The organism is Serratia sp. DFXYC6 (genome assembly GCF_057196085.1).
Map to the genome: position 1 here is coordinate 1,585,639 of NZ_JBXUNV010000001.1, position 15,958 is coordinate 1,601,596.

Here is a 15,958-nt window from a genome sequence, read left to right on the forward strand (position 1 = left end):
CAACCGGAGAAATCATGATGCTGAGCGCGCAAACGCTGCATGTCGCCATCAACCGCCCCTGTGACGAGGTGTACGCCTTTCTCAGCCGCCCGGAAAACTTCCCGTTGTGGGCCAAAGGATTAACCAATAGCTTACGGCGGGAAGGTGAAGATTGGATGGCGGAGACCCCGCAGGGGCGGATCCGCATTCGATTTAGCGCGCCCAATGCCTTCGGCGTGCTGGATCATTGGGTGACGCTGCCGGACGGCGGCGTAGTCTACGTGCCGCTGCGCGCGCTCGCCAACCGACAAGGTGCCGAGGTGATCTTCACCCTGTTCCGCCAGCCGGACATGGACGACGCGCTGTTCGCCCGCGACGTCGGGCTGGTGAACGCCGATCTGCAGGCGCTGAAGCGCCTGCTGGAATCGCGCTAATCCCCCTTACCCCTTGACCGACGACACCACGTTAAGCGGCTGGGCATCCGGCAGAATATTCATGTGCTCCAGCACCTGGGCCATGATCTTGCCGAACACCGGCCCGGCCACCGAACCGCCGAAGTGCTTGCCGGCTTTCGGGTTGTTGACCATCACCACCAGCGCCACCTGCGGATCGCTGGCCGGCGCCACGCCGGCGGTGTAGTTGATGTAGCCGCCGTCGTATTTGCCGCTCGGGCCCATTTTCTCGGCGGTACCGGTTTTGATCGCCAGCCGGTAGCCCGGCACTGCGGCGCTCACCCCGCTGCCGCCCGGCAAGGCGTCGCTCTCCATCATATGCACCACGGCCCGAACCGTATCCGCCGGCAGAATACGTTGCCCCATCACCGGCGGCGTCACCTTGGTGATCGACAGCGGCCGATAAATGCCGAAGGAACCGATCGCGGCATACTCGCGCGCCATCTGCAGCGGCGTCACGCGCAGCCCATAGCCGAAGGAGAAGGTAGCGCGTTCGATATCGGCCCAGCGTTCGCGATGCTGCGGCAGATAGCCGCTGCTCTCGTTGCCGATGCCGAGCTCGGTCGGTCGCCCCAGGCCAAAGCTGCGGTAGACCGCCGGCAGCACCGTGGCCGGCAGCGCCAGCGCAATGTGCGATACCGCGATGTCGCTCGATTTTTGCAGCACGCCGGTGATGGTCAGTTTCGACCAATGGCCGACGTCTTTGATCAGGTGACCGTTCACCCGATACGGCGTGGTGTCCAGCACCGTATCCGGCCGGATCAGCTTATGCTCCAGCCCCACCATTACCACCACCGGTTTCACCGTCGAGCCCGGTTCGAAGCTGTCGCTGCTGCACACGTTGCGAATATCCTTCGCCGGGGTGCTGCCATAGTTGTTCGGGTTGAACGACGGGTAGCTGGCCATGCCGAGGACCTCGCCGGTGTCGATCTTGACCAGCACCGCACAGCCGGAGTCGGCCTGGTTAGCCACCACGCCGTCGCGGATCTGCGCATAGAGCACGTACTGAATAAATTTATCGATGCTGAGCGTCACGTTCGGCGGCGGCACCGGATCCACGCTTTTAAGCACGCCGATCACCGCGCCGCTGCCGTCCTTCTGATAGACCCGCAGGCCGTTTTTGCCCTGCAACAGCGGGTTGAAACCCAGCTCAATGCCCTCCAGCCCCTGATTGTCCTGGCCGACGATGCCGATCAGCCCGGCGGCGTCCTGGCCCATCGGATAAAAGCGGCTGAAATCCTGCTCGGTGCTGACGCCGGTCAGATGCAGTTTGCTGATGTAGGCGGCGTTATCGTCCTCTACCTTGCGAGCGAGGTAGACAAAACGTTTGCGCGCGTTGCTCTGGATCAGGTGCTGGATGTCCGCCAGCGGGATCTTCAGCACGTTGGCCATGCTCTGCCAGCGTTCGTTGCCGGTATCGGTCTGGGTATCGAGAATATGCTTCGGATCCAGCACGATGTCTTTGGACGACACGCTGACCGCCAGCGCCTCATCGTTGCGATCGGTGATCATGGCGCGGTTGGTCGGCACCACCTGGGTGCGGATCGAACGTTGGTCAGCCTGGTTGGCCAACTGCTGGTGTTCCAGCAGTTGCAGGTAGCCGACCCTGAACGCCAACAGAAAAAAACAGACCAGCATGCCGGCGCAAATCCAGCCGAAACGAACTGTGGAATAGGTTTTACCGCTCTTTTTGGTCGATGGCGCCACTGTTGTGTTAACCCTACGTTTTTATTCAGTTTATGGTGTTATTTCAGTCTACCTTGCCGGAAATGGTCAGGAGATTGCAGTTTGTAAGAAAGTAAAAACAAACCGCATCACCGTTGCACATCCGCGCTGTCGTTTAACTGCGGTTTACTTTGCGGCGTATCGCCGGGCTGCGGCGCGTTGGCCGGGTCAAAAATGTGGTCGAGGATCGCGCGCGCGGTCGGCCCCGCCACCACGCCGTCGCCACCGCCGTTTTCCAGGATCAGCGCCATCGCCACCCGGGGATTTTTGTAGGGCGCAAACAGCGTATAAAAGATGTGATCGCGCAGCCGCACCGGGATCATTTTGGCGTTGTAAGTCTGGTTTTGCTTCAGGCTGAACACTTGCGAGGTGCCGGATTTGGCGGCGATCTGATACGGCGCGGTGTGGAACAGCTTGTAACCGGTGCCATTCGGCAAGTTGGCCATGCCGTACATACCGTTGCGCACGATGCCCCAGTAAGGCGAGTTGGGATCGCCGATCTGCGCCGTTTGCGCCGGCGGCTGGTAGCGCGTCACCCGGTTGCCCTGCTGCAGCGAATATAACAGATGCGGCGTTTTCACCCGGCCGTTGTTGAGCAGCGTGCTCAAGGCTTTCACCATCTGGATCGGCGTCGCCACCCAATACCCCTGGCCGATGCCCACCGAGACCGTATCCCCCTGATACCAGCCTTTTTTGTGCACCTTCAGCTTCCAGTCGCGGCTCGGCAGCACGCCGCGGTACTCTTCGTTCAGATCGATGCCGGTCGACTGGCCGTAGCCGAACTGGCTCAGCCAGTGGTGAATGCGATCGATGCCCATCTCATACGCCACCTGATAAAAGAAGGTATCGGCGGATTCCTCGATCGCTTTGGTGACGTTGAGCATGCCGTGGCCGGTTTTCAGCCAGTCGCGGTAGCGCCGCTCGGTGCCGGGCAGCGTCCAGGTCGGCGCGCCGAAAAAGGTGGTGGTGGGCGTGATCACCCCGGCGAACAGCGCCGAAACGGCCATGTAGGGCTTCACCGTGGAAGCCGGCGGGTACAACCCCTGGGTAACGCGGTTGATGAGCGGCAGATCCGGGTTGCCCAGCAGCGCCTTATAGGCCTGATAGCCGATGCCTTTGACGAAGGGATTAGGATCGTAACTGGGGCTGGAGACCATCGCCAGAATGCCGCCGTCGCGCGGATCTTCCACCACCACCGCGGCGCGTTGCCCCTTCAGCACCGATTCGATGTACTGCTGCAGCGGCAGATCCAGCGTCAGGTAAATGTTTTTGCCGGCCTTCGGCGGCTGCTCCTTCAGCAAGCGGATCACCCGCCCATGGTTATCCACCTCCACCTCCTGATAGCCGGTGGTGCCGTGCAGTTCTGACTCATAATAGGCTTCGATGCCCTGTTTGCCGATGTTGCGGTCGGCGGCATAGTTCTCGCTCAGGCCGGCCTTGTCCAGGCGCTTGAGATCGCTGTCGTTGATCTTCGACACATAGCCCAGCACGTGCGCCAGCTGGGCGCCGTAAGGATATTCACGCTGCTGATAGGTATCGATGGTCACCCCGTCGAAACGGTATTGATTGACGGCAAAGCGCGCCACCTCAGTGTCACTCAGCCCGGTTTTTAGCGTCACCGGCTTGTAGCGGCTGTTGTGGTGCATATCGTCGCGAAACGCGCTGATGTCCTCCGGCGTCAGATCGACGATCGGCGTCAGCGCCTGCAGCAGCGCCGCCATGTCGGTGATTTTGCTGGGCGTGATTTCGACACGATACAGTGTCACGTTTCGCACCAGCGGAGTGCCATTGCGATCGAAGATTAACCCGCGGCTGGGGGCGAGCGGCAGCATTTTGATGTCGTTCTGGTTGGAACGCGTCTGGTAAAAGCCGTGCTGGCGGATTTGCAGCCGGTAGAGGTTAACGATCAGCGCGCTGAAGCAGACCACCACCAGCGCCAGCGCTACGCCTGCCCGGCGGATAAACAGCCTCTCTTCCGCAGAGTGGTCGCGAATTTTTTCTTTTAACAGGGCCATGCGGTGCCGGTACCTTTTGCGTCACATTTCCCCGTAAAATCAGGGAACTGAAAAGCCGGCAAGCATAGCGTTATCGAGCGCGCCGCCCCATGAAAAGGTTGCTAATGAAATGGCATAACTGTTTCAGCATATTGGAATGTTACCGTCGGCGTTTTTTTCACCGCGCGCCCCATTGAGCCGTCGTTCGCCCCAATGCTACAATGTGATCTGAATCACATTATTCCCGTTATTCCCCCGCATTTCCCTGTCGGCGCCCTGCCGGATGCGGCTTTTTGTTACATAGGATCGAGTTCGATGAGTACCATTGCCACCGGTTTAGTCATGATGCGCTGGGAGTTGCTGAGCGCCGTGATGATGTTCTTCGCCAGCCAGTTAAACGTCGTTTGCCGTAAAACCAGCCGCAACGGCATGGCGTTCATGTTCAGCAGCCTGGGCCTGTTTACCGCCTGCTGGTTCGTGATGGGCCTGATGGGCATCCACCTCACCCTGGAAGCCTTCACCCAATTCTGGTCATCGGCCTGGGATCGCTACGTGGACGTCGTCAGCACCATGCCGGCCGATTGGCCGATGCCGTAACCTCGCTGCACGGGCGGCGCATCTGCCGCCCCGCCGATTATTCCGCGTCCGTTGACGGCGCCGCCGCCAGCCGCGCCATCAACGCCCCCGCTTCGATCAGCTGCGCCTGTTCTTGCTCCGTTAAACAGCTTTCCATCGCCGCCAGCAGCCACGCCTCGCGCCGGGTGCGGCTTTGCTGCAGCAGCCCCAGCCCGGCGGGCGTCAGGCGCACCCGCACCCGGCGTTTGTCTTCGGCATCCGGCGTGCGCACCAGCAGCCCATCGGCCTCCAGCTCCCGCAAGGCGGCCGCCAGGTTAGAGGAACGCATGCGCTCCGACTCCGCCAGCAGCGACGGCGTCGCCTCACCGCCGTGGCGATCGATAGCTCCCAGCAGCATCAACTGGGCCCAGGATTTTTCGTCGCTGCGCGACTCGCGCCGCAAACGGCGCACCAGCGACATTAACTGCGTGCGCAGCAGCGTCACGTCTTCAGGATGATCTTTTTTCATTGGCATCAATAGATAACGATAGATTTGTCCGTACTTTCACACCGAGACCGGAAACGGTCAACCGAAATTGGCGGACGAAATATGCCAGCTCGCTATTGGCGGGTGCCGGCGTTGAGCGGCAACACCGCATGCACCGCCAAAGCGAACAGCAGGCCGATGCCACCACCCAGCAACACATTGACCACCCTTTCTGCGGCGATCGACGGCGCTTTTCCGGCAATCACCAACGCGCAGGCGATGCAGGCGCAACGGGCGCCAAACCCCAAGGTATAACGATGAAAAGACACCAGGGTGAGCATCGTCACTACGCTCAGCAGTTCATAACCCACATTGCCATGCGGCATGAGGCTACCCAGCAAAATACCGACGGGCACCCCCAGCAATGCGCCTGACGCACGCTGGCGGAGTTTGTTGCGCGTACCGGCCATATCGCCGCTGATCACGCTGACGGCCGACCAGATCACCCATTGCCCGTAATCGAGGTGTTGCCACTCAACGATCGCCGCCGACAGTGCAACGGCACAACTTACGGCGAGCAAAGCCTCGCCGCAGGCCACGCGAGCGCCAAGCTCATCGCTGCGGCGCAGCTGGAGATAATGATGCAGGCTGTCACTCGTCGACAGCCGCGCTAGCCGCCGGTGCTCAGCCAGTGCAAGCATCAGCACCGGCAAGACGGCTGCCTCCAGAAAAGGGAGCAGCGCCAAGCCGCATTGGGCTAATGGCGCGCCGGCGCCACCTTCAGCGGTTTCACACGCCAGATAAAGAGCCGGAATAAAAATAAAATTCCCCAGGGATCGCAGCTTGCCGCCGAACGCGGAGATCCCAACCGCCGCCGCCGCCGCCAACACGCACGCCAAAATGAAGATTACCGGCGTGTGCATGGCGCACAGCAGCGCCATAAAGAGCAGCAGCAATGCCGCCGCATGCAGCGCCACGCCGAGCGGCGCCAGTTCAAGACGCTCGCAAACGACAAACAGCGATATGGTGACCACCGAAGCCTTCAGCCAGTTGGCATTGCCTGTCGCCAGGCTCAGGGCCAGCAACGGCGCCAACACCCATGCTCCCCGTCGCAGCTGACGCCAGGCGATTTCTTCACGCAGCAGCTTCACAATGCGCTCAGCTGTTCCAGCGTGACGATATCGGCAATAGTGGCAAGCGTTTCCATCGAGATCCGGTGCTCTTCCGCCGTGGCCGCCGCGCAAGCCTCTTCCAGTATCAGCACCTGATAATCGCGATCGTGCGCGTCGCGCGCCGTCGCCTGTACCGCCCAGGTGCTGCTGACCCCACAGATCACCAACCGTTCAATGCGGCGGGCGCGCAGCGTCGCATCCAGATTGGTGCCATAAAACGCGCTGACGCGCGGTTTTACGATGGTTAACTCCCCCAAATCAGACGCTAAATCAGGATGAAAATCCGTGCCCGGCTGGCCCAGTGCGATAGCGCCAAATTGATGCGCCTGCCCAAACATCCGCGAGTATTTGGGTTGATCGACATAGCCGGCCGCGAAACCGACTTTAACCAATATGCGCAGCCAATCCTTGCGCTGTGCGAGAGACAATGCGCTATTTGCCCGCGCGATGGCATCGCGCTCGATGACCTGCTGCGCCGAGCGCGCAATTTTTCCTTCCGGGTGGGAGATATCCACGATGTAATCCAGAGCGATCAGTGCGGTATTCATAGAAAGCGTCTCCTTGCCGCCGACACGGCGAAATGGGTAGAGAGAGTGTGGCGCCGCCCAATTGTTGAGCGGCTTGGTGGAGTAGCTTAAAATAAATACCTATGATAATATAGCTATTAATTTATAGCGAAATGTAACAACGCCACCGACGGGCTTTACGTTTTCTCACGCATTTCCCCCGCGCCGGCCAGTTCGCGGTGTTATTATTATCTTGCTTAACAAATCCCTCCAAATTCAAAGTGGTACGACAAGTCGATGGAAGCGTGGAAAGTCAATCTGATCTCGGTCTGGCTCGGGTGTTTCTTCACCGGGCTGGCGATGAGCCAAATCCTCCCTTTTCTGCCGCTGTACGTCGAACAGCTCGGCGTCAGCGATCATCAGTCCCTCAGCCTGTGGTCCGGGCTGGTGTTCAGCGGCACCTTTTTGGTCTCGGCGGTGGTGTCGCCGCTGTGGGGCAGCCTCGCCGACCGCAAAGGCCGCAAGCTGATGCTGCTGCGCGCCTCGCTGGGCATGGCGATCGTCATCGCCCTGCAGGGGCTGGCCACCAACGTCTGGCAGCTGTTCGCGCTGCGCGCCCTGATGGGGCTGACGTCCGGCTATATTCCCAACGCCATGGCGCTGGTCGCCTCGCAGGCGCCGCGCGATAAAAGCGGCTGGGCGCTGGGCACGCTCTCTACCGGGCAGATCTCCGGCGTGATCGCCGGGCCGCTGCTGGGCGGGCTGATGGCCGACCATCTGGGGCTGCGGGTGGTGTTTTTCGTCACCGCCGGGCTGATGTTCGTCAGCTTCCTGGTGACGCTGTTCCTGATTAAAGAACGGCGCATCACGGTGAAAAAAGCGGATCAGCTAAGCGGCAAGGCGGTATTCCGTTCGCTGCCTTATCCGACGCTGATCGTCACGCTGTTCGTTTGTACCCTGATGATCCAGCTGGCTAACTCCTCCATCAGCCCGATCCTGACGCTGTTCATCCGCGAACTGTCGGGCGACGTCAGCAATATCGCCTTTGTTAGCGGCATGATTGCCGCCGTGCCCGGCATTGCGGCGCTGATCTCGGCGCCACGCCTCGGGCGGCTCGGCGATCGCATCGGCACCGCGCGCATCCTGATCGCCGCGCTGCTGTTCACCACCGGCCTGTTCGCCGTGATGGCCTGGGTGAATACGCCGCTGCAGCTGGGCATTCTGCGCTTCCTGCTGGGGTTCGCCGACGGCGCGCTGATGCCGGCGGTGCAGGCGCTGCTGCTGAAGTATTCCTCCGATCAGGTGACCGGGCGCATCTTCGGCTATAACCAATCCTTTATGTACCTGGGCAACGTGGTTGGCCCGCTGCTGGGATCGGGCATTTCGGCGATGATGGGGTTCCGCTGGGTGTTCGCCGTCACGGCGGTATTGGTGCTTTGCAATGCGCTGCAGCTGCGGCATCAGTTCAAAAAAGTGGAAAATAAACGCGCGGGATAACGAGGAATGTGGGGAAACGCCTCAAGCAGTGGCGGGACAATGACGCCCATCAACCGTACCACCACTGCCAAAGGCGGCCGTAGCCTACTCGACACGATGAACGTTTGGTATTTATGTAAGTAAATAAAGTGTTGCGGGCGTGTGGAGGGCCGCCGCAGCGGCCCTTTTGGATCAGAACATGGTATTGTCGTTGGCCGATTTTTCCGGCACATCCTGATTGACGTCCCAATGCTCGGTGATTTTACCCTGATCGTTCACCCGATAAATATCCACGCTGGCGGTGCCGCGATCCTGCGGGTTATTTTGGTATTGGACGTGAACGTAGACCAGATCGCCGTTGACCGCGCTGCGGTATATTTTGGCGCTGTACTGCGGATTGTCTTTGAAGGTCTGGCTGAAGAAATCCAGGAACGGCTTGATGCCGTCGCCGACGAACGGGTTATGCTGCTTGTAGTTCTCCACAATCAGCTTTTGCGCCACGCTGATGTCATGACGGTTGAAAAAGCCTGCATACAGATCTTCCACCACCTTCAGCTTCTGCTGGGCATGATGATAACCGCCCTTGCCGGCCGATTTGTAAGACGCCGCCTGATCCGTTGACAGCGCCGGGTAACTCGCCAGCAAACCGCCGACGATCGCACAGGTGATCAATGCCTTTTTCATAACTGCTCCTTAGTTTCCTGAGTGACCTACGATTTTCAGCTGCCCTTTCAGATGGGTGAAGCTGCCGTCCCTGGCGGCGATGTTGGTGTATACCTCGCCGCGCTCAAAGTCCTCGACATGCGTCACGTTGTCGCCGGACTGTGGTTCATGCCAATAGACCATGTAGACCTTCGGCCGAATCTCCACCGCGGTGTACTGCACGGTATCGGTGATGCCCTGCGACGCTTCGCCGATACCGGTGAAGGTCATGGTCTTGTCATCGGTAAAATCCAGCTTGAAGGCGAAATCGCCGAAGGTCACCTGCACCACTTTACCGACCGCAATAAACTGCCCGTGTTTTTCCGTCATCGTCGCCGCCTTACTGTTTGTCAGGGTGGTTTGCGCCGCCAAAGCGGCAGGCAATGCCAGGGGGAAAGTCAGGGCTATCGCCAGCGCGATGCCCGTTCGTTTCACTGTTTTCATCGTTCCTTCTCCTTTCCGTGGTTGAAAACGAGAATCATTATTATTTCTTAACGGTTGGCGGAAATATAAGAATAATCTCTATTCCTATCAGGCACCTGGCGGCGAAAAAAGCGGGCGAAAAATCGCCGTAAAATGGCATGGCAATAGCGCGTTCTGGCCATTGGTTTTTACGCAATGAACGGAATTACTGCTTTCAGGAAGGGAAACCACTCGGGGATTTGATGGGTCTATAGCGCAGATCGCTTTAAGCTAATGCGTATTTATTCTTAAGCCGCCCGCCGCAGGGAAACGGCGGCGAACGGCGTGGCGTTTAACGCAGCCAGGGCGTATAGGTGACGCCAACCAGCAACCCTTCCGGGCTGAGCAAACGGGTAACGCTTTGCCCCCACGGCTCTTCACGATTGGCGACCAGCAGCCGATAACCGCGATCGATCAGTCCCTGGGTGGCAGCCGCCATGTCGGCCACGTCGAACTCGATCCATGCCTGCGGCACCGCGAGATCCGCCGGCCAGCGATCGTCGCCAAAGCAGGACTGCGCCGCCTGCGCCAGCGGCCACAGGGCGAAGTGCTTCACCCCGTCCAGCGCGCCCTGCTCGGCCAGCAGATAGGTTTCGTTGCCCGGCATCGGCTTGAGCGGCAACCCCAGCGCCTCGACATAAAACGCCTCGCTCTCGTCGCTCTCACGCGTGATCGGCCCGAATCCGGCGACGAACAACACGCCCAGCCCGGCAAATGGTTGATCCATGCTTGCACTCCCTTCCGGTTAGCGCCCCTGCCGCACCTGCAGCGGAGCAAATCCATAGGCCGCCTTGAAGCGGTTGCTGAAATGGCTGGCGGAGCTGAAGCCGCACGCCAGCGCGATCTCGGTGATCGGCTGTTGGCTGTGGCGCAACAGCTGTTCCGCCCGCTGCAGCCGCGCGCGCATCACAAACTGGTGCGGCGCCAGGCCGGTCGAATGTTTGAACATGCGGGCAAAATGGTATTCGCTCAACCCGGCCTGCGCCGCCAGATCGGCCAACAACAAAGGCCGATCCAGGTGGCTTGCGATATATTCCCGCACCCGCCTGGCTACCGCGGGAGCAAGGCCGCCGCGCGCCGCCGGCAGCTTCCACTGCAGCTGGCTGTAGCGCTGGATCAGGTGCGACATCAGCAGGTTCGAGGCGCTGCTGAGCGCCAGCAGGTTGGCGCTGTCCCGCCAGTCGCAGTTGAGCAAAAACTGGCGATACAGCAGCGTGATCTGCGGATCTTCGCCGAAGCTGCGTTGCTCCACGTTGATCGCCGCCGGGCTGCGATCCCAGGTTTGCTCCGCCAACTGCCGCAGATGGTCATCGGTGCAGTACAGATGCACGAATGACAGATCGCTGCGCACATCCCAGGTGGAAGCGTACTGGCGCGGCATGATGCAGAAGCGATCCGGCCCGCCGCCGTTGCGCCAGCCGCCCGGCACCTGCTGGTAGCACTCATAGCCGTCGGCGACGTACAGGCTCAGGGTATGGTGGTCGGCGCTTTCCTGCGTGACGCGATCGTTGCAGTTGGACCAGGCCGCCAGCTCCACGCCGGTGCCCAGCAGCACGCTGCCGTGCAGCCGCGCCTTGTGCTCACGCAGTGTTTCAAACGCCTGATAGTTGGACATCGCCGGCCCCGTTGTTCGACATGCTGACAGTGTAAAGAGTGGCGCCGCGGCATGCCAGCCGCCGCCTCGCGCTTTTACCAAAAAAAAGCGCAAGAATATGCAACTGGGCGCAAAGCGCTGCAAGCGCCGCCGCGCGCCAAAGCGGATACTGCGCCATCGGTTTTTTCGGAGTGAATAGAATGAATGCGCTGTTGTACCTCGCCGTGGTGCTGATTTGGGGCACCACCTGGATAGCGATTACCCTGCAACAGGAAGGCCCGGTGGCCATTCCCGTGTCGATCGCTTACCGTTTCGCCATTTCCGCTGCGGTGATGTTCGCCGTGCTGTTGTTAACACGCCGCCTGCGCCACATCGCCCCGCGCGATCATCTGTTCTGCGTGCTGCAGGGCTGCTGCGTGTTCGGCTTCAACTTCTTCTGTTTTTACCACGCAGCGGCTTATATCAGCAGCGGGCTGGAATCGGTGATCTTCTCGATGGCGGTGCTGTTCAACGCCCTCAACAGCCTGCTGTTCTTCCGCCAGCGCCCCAGCCCCAACCTGCTGCCGGCGGCGCTGCTGGGGTTGACCGGCATCGTGGCGCTGTTCTGGCAAGATCTGGCCGCCACCCGCATGGCGCCGGAGCTGCTTAAAGGCATCGGCCTGAGCGCGCTCGGCACCTACGGCTTCTCGCTGGGCAATATGATCAGCGCGCGCCATCAGCGCCGCGGGCTGGATATTTTTTCCACCAATACCTATGCCATGACCTACGGCGCGATGCTGATGGCGCTGATCGCCCTGGCGCAGGGCGCATCGTTCCAGATGGAATACAGCAGCCGCTATATCGGATCCCTGTTGTATCTGGCGATCTTCGGATCGGTGATCGCCTTCGCCGCCTACTTCAGCCTGCTCGGCCGCATCGGCGCCGGCGCGGCGGCCTACAGCACCCTGCTGTTCCCGCTGGTGGCGCTGACCATCTCAACGATTTACGAAGGCTACCAGTGGCATTTCAACGCCGTGCTGGGCCTGTGCCTGATCCTGTTGGGCAACCTGGTGATGTTCGCCAAGCCGGGGATGAAGTGGCGACGGGCGGGCATCTCAAAACAAAACTCAACCTTTTGAAGCTATTGCAAATATCGTTATCATCAGGTTTTGTTGATAACGGATGATGGCAAATGCTCAGAAGTGATGATGTGACACCCCGCGCCTACCAACAGGTGGACGTGTTTACCCGTACGCCGCTGCAGGGCAATCCCGTGGCGGTGGTGCTGGAAGCCGAAGGGCTGAACGACGCGCAGATGCTGGCATTGGCCCGTTGGACCAATCTGTCGGAAACCACTTTCGTGCTTAAACCGACGCACCCGGCGGCGGATTATAAGGTGCGCATTTTCACCACCGAAAAAGAGCTGCCCTTCGCCGGCCACCCAACGCTGGGCACCGCCCACGCCTTGCTGAAAGCCGGGTTGACGCCTAAACGCCCTGGAACGGTGATGCAGGAATGCGGCGTCGGCCTGGTGGCGGTCAATATCCAGCCGGAAGGCACATTGGCGTTCGCCGCGCCCGAAGTAGAGTTCCGCCCCATGGCGGCCGAGGAAACCGAACGGCTGACGGCCGCTTTACGGCCTGCAGTGATTGCAGCAGGCACCCCGCCGGTGATTGCCGAGATGGGCATTCGCTGGCTGATGGTGCGCCTGCCGGACGCGCAGTCCTGCCTGGCGGTAACGCCGGATCAGGCCACGATTAAACAGCTGCAAACCGCCTGTGATGTGGATGGCGTAGTGATTTATGGCGCCTGTTCTGCGGCCGAACCGGCCGATTACGAAATGCGCGCGTTTATGGTGGAATGCGGTGTTTTGATTGAAGATCCGGTAACCGGCAGCGCCAATGCCTGCCTGGCGCGCTTGCTGCAGGCCAGCCGCTTCCCCGACGGCGGCCAGACCGCACAGGGTTACCAGGTGCGCCAGGGCACCCAACTGAATCGAGATGGCCGCGTGGGCGTGCGCTTTATTGACGGCGAACCCTGGATCGGCGGGCAGTGCCGCACCCTGATTAATGGCACATTGGGTATTTAGTTTGGGGGATGTAGGATAAGGAAGGCGTTGGACATTTGGAGGGATGTTTGACCCTATCGGGTCGCGATTCATGAATTGCTAAAAACAAAGCTTTCCTCTGCTAAGTTATGTTCTTTCCTATGTTGCACATCCCAGTCAAAGTAGCCATCAGGCTGTTTGGATTCTACGCCTTTCAGCCAATACTGTTCACCATAAGCTATCAGCATTGCCCAATGATATTCAATTTCATGGCTCCTGAGACAGACAGCCGTATAACTGTTGATAGGCTTGCACACTAAGCTCGATGATAAAACCAATAACTCCGCGTCACTTTCAGACTTTTGCGCATATTTAACAATGATCGCTTTGAGCATTTCCACCCAAGTATAAAAATTGAAAACTACAGTTTCATTCGAGTCATTCTCATCCCGAAAAAGGATACCATCAACCAGACTAGATTTGTTAATCATTGGTAACCTCCATCAAATTAAAAATTCATTTATTATTAGGCTTAATACTAATGATGTCAATTAGAAAAATATCACTCATTTATTTCTCAGAAAAATATCATTGTCAGCGATACCGAAGTCAAGATAAAAACCCAACGTGGATTTTATATGCAGCCGACCGTTTAACCTTATAACATCAAGAAATGGGTTAGAGGTCGTAGAGTACATGAACCATTTCAATTTATTATACTTATCTGCTCTGAAAATAAAACCATCACTCCCCATTTCGCCCTCCCCGCAAAATAAAACGTCACCATCAGGAAGCAATACCTTGTTGTTTATTTGAATTTCAGACCACAAATCATCACGTTTCTTAATGAGTGAGCTTAACGAAATAACACTCCCATATGAAATGCCATACTCCTTATTAAAAGTATTTTTGAAACCATCACTTTCTTCAGAGTAAATATTTATCTCTCTTGCTGTATTGTTTTCACTTGCAATGAGGTCCACTCCAATTAACTGACCACGCACCCATTTCTCTTGTATTTTCTTGATATCCATTTTACTTCCCGTCAATTATTTTATCAATTTTTGACCGCCAAAAAAGCACCCACCTATTTTCCAATGCCACAGAGTAGTTTTCAATTAAATAATAGTCATTTTCATCACTATGGGAAGTAAAACACTGATCAACACCATTGACAACCCATGATAGCAAATTTAAAACATCCTTATCACATTCGTTTTCTTTTAAAAACGCCCCTGAATTATTTATTAAGTCACTTAACAGATTTTCATCAAAGAACGACCTCTCAAAAAGCGAGTAGCAAAAAGTCCCTTCAATCAAGTCATTTTTGTTATTCATAACATCAAGCTTTAATTCCTTGCTCACATTGAACTCCTAATCATTCCATGGTTTTTTCTATGAAATCAAAAAGCCAAAAAACTCTTTGGCTCTAAATACAGTGAATTTTCATTGAATACAGTGAATTTTCATTGTCACCATCTTTATACCTGACGATGAACACTGAGAACGGTTCTTCACTATAATTCACTGCAATTATTTTAACTTCCCGTTCAGTTTTAAAAGCTTGTGAATAGATTGACATCATGTAAAATTGATCATCCACATCTACTTCAAACCACGGAGAGATGTTTTCAACTAAATGTGAATTAACAACCCCATCATCATCAATGTAAAATTCAAATATAACCTCACCGGATATAAAGTAAACCCTGTCATACATCGGATGAAAAAACGGTGGTGTATCCGAATCTATGTAGCCAGTAACAATTATATCACCCACCCCATATTTAATTATATTCTCACTAAATTCACTCATATGTTCCATAAGCTAACGCCAGAATGAAAAATCAGATACGAAAATTTCGTTTATTATCACCCCGCCAGGAATATCGTTTATCGCATCGGCAATCTCATCATATGGGCATGGGAGGATAAACGAAATACCAAAGTCATCATTAATAACTATTGAACCATTGTATATTTTCTGTGATATCGTCAGCTTGATTATATCTGTTATTTCCATTCCGGGGAATATGATTCCATTGTAGCCCCCTTGGTAATGAGCATTACATCCAAGTGACAAAATGACACCGTCTTTATCAGTTATGACGGATAAGGTATTATCGACTGTATATGACTTTCGCTCACTCCCGTCAGGTAGGGAGTGATTTTTAATCTTAACGCTAAATATGGATTGCATCTCATTAATATATAATGAAATATTTTCATTTAGAACGACATTCCCTATGGAAACACCAGACACAATCCTAGCGTTAAAATCAATCATGTTAGATACCGTAATATAAAATGATTTATCAATGTTTATGGATGGATATTTCAAAATTATCAAACCTGCTTTTAGATACTTTTTTACTCTAGATATTTAGAACCGACTGAGAATTGTCGGCTCTAACGCAGATTTAGAAATGGTTACATTGTTAACGTGAACACTAAGAGTCAGGATAGACGACTCTATAATCCTCATCCCTATGAAGCTTAGTCCAAATTCCATCCTTCCACTTCACATCTCCATCTCTTAGTATTTTTTTTATTTTTCTCTCAAAGTCTGGATTAAAAAAATCATTAGATTTTATTTTCACGTCGATCACATGATTATCATCACAAAGAACATCCCCTAATCTATCAACTCTATCTATAACCTCTATATTATAATCATCTAGTTCTGCTTTTGCCACATAGCGCCCCTTATCATCTTCACAAGGAAGTGAAACACCAAACGCCCTTTCCAGCTTAATAAGCAGCTTATCAAATGGAATGTCTTCCAATAATAAAATACCTAATTGCCTATTCTCGTTCACAGCCATTCT

20 protein-coding genes are annotated in these 15,958 nt (G+C 56.0%); 5 read left to right on the forward strand and 15 right to left on the reverse strand.

What is annotated here, in order from left to right; genetic code table 11:
• Positions 1 to 14 precede the first annotated feature (14 nt).
• Positions 15 to 413 carry an SRPBCC family protein gene (locus AC2CGQ_RS07665; protein WP_131164220.1) on the forward strand — a complete coding sequence of 133 codons (399 nt, stop codon included), beginning with the start codon at positions 15 to 17 and terminating at the stop codon, positions 411 to 413.
• A gap of 6 nt (positions 414 to 419) precedes the next feature.
• Here the strand turns inward: AC2CGQ_RS07665 and AC2CGQ_RS07670 are convergent, their stop codons facing one another.
• Together AC2CGQ_RS07670 and mrdA are read right to left on the reverse strand one after the other, a co-directional pair.
• Positions 420 to 2,138: a penicillin-binding transpeptidase domain-containing protein gene (locus tag AC2CGQ_RS07670; RefSeq protein ID WP_021504563.1), complete on the reverse strand. Its 1,719-nt coding sequence runs from the start codon at positions 2,136 to 2,138 to the stop codon at positions 420 to 422.
• Positions 2,139 to 2,245: 107 nt separating this feature from the next.
• On the reverse strand, positions 2,246 to 4,171 hold the full coding sequence (gene mrdA, locus AC2CGQ_RS07675; protein ID WP_076740232.1) for a penicillin-binding protein 2: 1,926 nt from the start codon (positions 4,169 to 4,171) through the stop codon (positions 2,246 to 2,248).
• A gap of 294 nt (positions 4,172 to 4,465) precedes the next feature.
• Between mrdA and AC2CGQ_RS07680 the strand changes: the two genes are divergently transcribed.
• A complete protein-coding gene (locus AC2CGQ_RS07680; protein ID WP_004940713.1) occupies positions 4,466 to 4,747 on the forward strand; it encodes a YjcB family protein in 282 nt (93 codons plus the stop codon).
• A gap of 37 nt (positions 4,748 to 4,784) precedes the next feature.
• Here the strand turns inward: AC2CGQ_RS07680 and AC2CGQ_RS07685 are convergent, their stop codons facing one another.
• The 3 genes from AC2CGQ_RS07685 to AC2CGQ_RS07695 form a co-directional block, all read right to left on the reverse strand.
• Positions 4,785 to 5,234, reverse strand: a complete 450-nt coding sequence (locus AC2CGQ_RS07685; RefSeq protein ID WP_015377827.1) for a MarR family winged helix-turn-helix transcriptional regulator — start codon at positions 5,232 to 5,234, stop codon at positions 4,785 to 4,787.
• A 92-nt stretch (positions 5,235 to 5,326) separates the two neighbouring features.
• The gene (locus tag AC2CGQ_RS07690) at positions 5,327 to 6,343 is read right to left on the reverse strand and encodes an FUSC family protein (protein ID WP_484593552.1); all 1,017 of its coding nucleotides are present in this window, start codon (positions 6,341 to 6,343) and stop codon (positions 5,327 to 5,329) included.
• The gene (locus AC2CGQ_RS07695) at positions 6,340 to 6,912 is read right to left on the reverse strand and encodes a cysteine hydrolase family protein (protein ID WP_033633093.1); all 573 of its coding nucleotides are present in this window, start codon (positions 6,910 to 6,912) and stop codon (positions 6,340 to 6,342) included. Before AC2CGQ_RS07695 ends, AC2CGQ_RS07690 begins: the two co-directional genes overlap by 4 nt.
• Before the next feature lie 255 nt (positions 6,913 to 7,167).
• Here AC2CGQ_RS07695 and AC2CGQ_RS07700 point away from each other — a divergent pair, with 255 nt between their 5' ends.
• Positions 7,168 to 8,367 carry a multidrug efflux MFS transporter gene (locus tag AC2CGQ_RS07700; RefSeq protein ID WP_015377824.1) on the forward strand — a complete coding sequence of 400 codons (1,200 nt, stop codon included), beginning with the start codon at positions 7,168 to 7,170 and terminating at the stop codon, positions 8,365 to 8,367.
• Positions 8,368 to 8,538: 171 nt separating this feature from the next.
• On the opposite strand, the gene AC2CGQ_RS07705 is transcribed toward AC2CGQ_RS07700, so the two are convergent.
• The 4 genes from AC2CGQ_RS07705 to AC2CGQ_RS07720 all read right to left on the reverse strand — a co-directional run bounded on the left by AC2CGQ_RS07705 (position 8,539) and on the right by AC2CGQ_RS07720 (position 11,125).
• Positions 8,539 to 9,030, reverse strand: a complete 492-nt coding sequence (locus tag AC2CGQ_RS07705; protein ID WP_021504558.1) for a nuclear transport factor 2 family protein — start codon at positions 9,028 to 9,030, stop codon at positions 8,539 to 8,541.
• A 9-nt stretch (positions 9,031 to 9,039) separates the two neighbouring features.
• Entirely contained in the window at positions 9,040 to 9,492 is a 453-nt protein-coding gene (locus AC2CGQ_RS07710) for a MoaF-related domain-containing protein (protein WP_015377823.1), read from the reverse strand.
• A 310-nt stretch (positions 9,493 to 9,802) separates the two neighbouring features.
• Positions 9,803 to 10,237 carry a VOC family protein gene (locus AC2CGQ_RS07715; RefSeq protein WP_164094979.1) on the reverse strand — a complete coding sequence of 145 codons (435 nt, stop codon included), beginning with the start codon at positions 10,235 to 10,237 and terminating at the stop codon, positions 9,803 to 9,805.
• Between the two features lie 18 nt (positions 10,238 to 10,255).
• Complete coding sequence (locus tag AC2CGQ_RS07720; RefSeq protein ID WP_033633095.1) at positions 10,256 to 11,125, reverse strand: helix-turn-helix domain-containing protein; 870 nt, start codon at positions 11,123 to 11,125, stop codon at positions 10,256 to 10,258.
• A gap of 179 nt (positions 11,126 to 11,304) precedes the next feature.
• On the opposite strand from AC2CGQ_RS07720, the gene AC2CGQ_RS07725 reads away from it, so the two are divergent.
• Positions 11,305 to 12,222 carry a DMT family transporter gene (locus AC2CGQ_RS07725; RefSeq protein ID WP_484593553.1) on the forward strand — a complete coding sequence of 306 codons (918 nt, stop codon included), beginning with the start codon at positions 11,305 to 11,307 and terminating at the stop codon, positions 12,220 to 12,222.
• A 53-nt stretch (positions 12,223 to 12,275) separates the two neighbouring features.
• Positions 12,276 to 13,172, forward strand: a complete 897-nt coding sequence (locus AC2CGQ_RS07730) for a PhzF family phenazine biosynthesis protein (RefSeq protein ID WP_484593554.1) — start codon at positions 12,276 to 12,278, stop codon at positions 13,170 to 13,172.
• Positions 13,173 to 13,240: 68 nt separating this feature from the next.
• Here the strand turns inward: AC2CGQ_RS07730 and AC2CGQ_RS07735 are convergent, their stop codons facing one another.
• The 6 genes from AC2CGQ_RS07735 to AC2CGQ_RS07760 all read right to left on the reverse strand — a co-directional run bounded on the left by AC2CGQ_RS07735 (position 13,241) and on the right by AC2CGQ_RS07760 (position 15,955).
• Positions 13,241 to 13,621: a hypothetical protein gene (locus AC2CGQ_RS07735; protein ID WP_015377818.1), complete on the reverse strand. Its 381-nt coding sequence runs from the start codon at positions 13,619 to 13,621 to the stop codon at positions 13,241 to 13,243.
• Between the two features lie 75 nt (positions 13,622 to 13,696).
• Entirely contained in the window at positions 13,697 to 14,164 is a 468-nt protein-coding gene (locus AC2CGQ_RS07740) for a hypothetical protein (RefSeq protein ID WP_484593555.1), read from the reverse strand.
• A gap of 1 nt (position 14,165) precedes the next feature.
• Entirely contained in the window at positions 14,166 to 14,495 is a 330-nt protein-coding gene (locus AC2CGQ_RS07745; RefSeq protein WP_166445092.1) for a hypothetical protein, read from the reverse strand.
• A gap of 64 nt (positions 14,496 to 14,559) precedes the next feature.
• The gene (locus tag AC2CGQ_RS07750; RefSeq protein WP_166445091.1) at positions 14,560 to 14,955 is read right to left on the reverse strand and encodes a hypothetical protein; all 396 of its coding nucleotides are present in this window, start codon (positions 14,953 to 14,955) and stop codon (positions 14,560 to 14,562) included.
• Positions 14,956 to 14,958: 3 nt separating this feature from the next.
• Entirely contained in the window at positions 14,959 to 15,417 is a 459-nt protein-coding gene (locus AC2CGQ_RS07755) for a hypothetical protein (protein WP_166445090.1), read from the reverse strand.
• A 163-nt stretch (positions 15,418 to 15,580) separates the two neighbouring features.
• On the reverse strand, positions 15,581 to 15,955 hold the full coding sequence (locus AC2CGQ_RS07760) for a hypothetical protein (RefSeq protein WP_230199816.1): 375 nt from the start codon (positions 15,953 to 15,955) through the stop codon (positions 15,581 to 15,583).
• Positions 15,956 to 15,958: the final 3 nt, after the last annotated feature.

Excerpts from the sequence above, each read along its gene's own strand:
- AC2CGQ_RS07665 (WP_131164220.1), top strand. The coding sequence starts at position 15 with ATGATGCTGAGCGCGCAAACGCTGCATGTCGCCATCAACCGCCCCTGT.
- mrdA (WP_076740232.1), bottom strand. The coding sequence starts at position 4,171 with ATGGCCCTGTTAAAAGAAAAAATTCGCGACCACTCTGCGGAAGAGAGG.
- AC2CGQ_RS07680 (WP_004940713.1), top strand. The coding sequence starts at position 4,466 with ATGAGTACCATTGCCACCGGTTTAGTCATGATGCGCTGGGAGTTGCTG.
- AC2CGQ_RS07685 (WP_015377827.1), bottom strand. The coding sequence starts at position 5,234 with ATGAAAAAAGATCATCCTGAAGACGTGACGCTGCTGCGCACGCAGTTA.
- AC2CGQ_RS07695 (WP_033633093.1), bottom strand. The coding sequence starts at position 6,912 with ATGAATACCGCACTGATCGCTCTGGATTACATCGTGGATATCTCCCAC.
- AC2CGQ_RS07700 (WP_015377824.1), top strand. The coding sequence starts at position 7,168 with ATGGAAGCGTGGAAAGTCAATCTGATCTCGGTCTGGCTCGGGTGTTTC.
- AC2CGQ_RS07705 (WP_021504558.1), bottom strand. The coding sequence starts at position 9,030 with ATGAAAAAGGCATTGATCACCTGTGCGATCGTCGGCGGTTTGCTGGCG.
- AC2CGQ_RS07710 (WP_015377823.1), bottom strand. The coding sequence starts at position 9,492 with ATGAAAACAGTGAAACGAACGGGCATCGCGCTGGCGATAGCCCTGACT.
- AC2CGQ_RS07715 (WP_164094979.1), bottom strand. The coding sequence starts at position 10,237 with ATGGATCAACCATTTGCCGGGCTGGGCGTGTTGTTCGTCGCCGGATTC.
- AC2CGQ_RS07720 (WP_033633095.1), bottom strand. The coding sequence starts at position 11,125 with ATGTCCAACTATCAGGCGTTTGAAACACTGCGTGAGCACAAGGCGCGG.
- AC2CGQ_RS07725 (WP_484593553.1), top strand. The coding sequence starts at position 11,305 with ATGAATGCGCTGTTGTACCTCGCCGTGGTGCTGATTTGGGGCACCACC.
- AC2CGQ_RS07730 (WP_484593554.1), top strand. The coding sequence starts at position 12,276 with ATGCTCAGAAGTGATGATGTGACACCCCGCGCCTACCAACAGGTGGAC.
- AC2CGQ_RS07735 (WP_015377818.1), bottom strand. The coding sequence starts at position 13,621 with ATGATTAACAAATCTAGTCTGGTTGATGGTATCCTTTTTCGGGATGAG.
- AC2CGQ_RS07740 (WP_484593555.1), bottom strand. The coding sequence starts at position 14,164 with ATGGATATCAAGAAAATACAAGAGAAATGGGTGCGTGGTCAGTTAATT.
- AC2CGQ_RS07750 (WP_166445091.1), bottom strand. The coding sequence starts at position 14,955 with ATGGAACATATGAGTGAATTTAGTGAGAATATAATTAAATATGGGGTG.
- AC2CGQ_RS07755 (WP_166445090.1), bottom strand. The coding sequence starts at position 15,417 with ATGATTGATTTTAACGCTAGGATTGTGTCTGGTGTTTCCATAGGGAAT.
- AC2CGQ_RS07760 (WP_230199816.1), bottom strand. The coding sequence starts at position 15,955 with ATGGCTGTGAACGAGAATAGGCAATTAGGTATTTTATTATTGGAAGAC.